We start from the raw sequence: 341 nt of genomic DNA on the forward strand, positions 1-341 counted from the left end.
AGTAGCCCCTGCGCGCCGGTATGCGCGTATTTGTTGTTCACCCAATCAACAAGAACTGGCACATTTCGCGGAAGTTTGGCTTTGGGCTCGTGGCCCTGCTTCTGAGCCTCAGACCCTTCGGTCATGTCCACAAGCGTGTACGAACCGTCTGCGCGGATACCGGCCTGCGTGTAGCGCTCTTCGTACTCGATGACCTGCTCAATCGGAATCGAGCGCGGAATGTAATAGGGCTTTCCGTTCGGGCCGATCGAAATCAGATGCTCGTTGACGCGCGCATTCTCCACGTGGTGATGTGCCAGCGTGTGAGCGATCTTCGAAATGGGGAAGGCCGCGACCGGAGT

Annotated in this window: 1 protein-coding gene; it reads right to left on the minus strand. The window is 57.8% G+C overall.

The genetic code is table 11. The annotated features are described in order from the left end of the window. Positions 1-341: hypothetical protein (locus AC1RPN_RS08730; RefSeq protein WP_481763797.1), on the minus strand; the 341-nt coding region annotated here is incomplete at both ends.

Source organism: Dellaglioa sp. CoH-57-MRSF-20 (assembly GCF_056781955.1).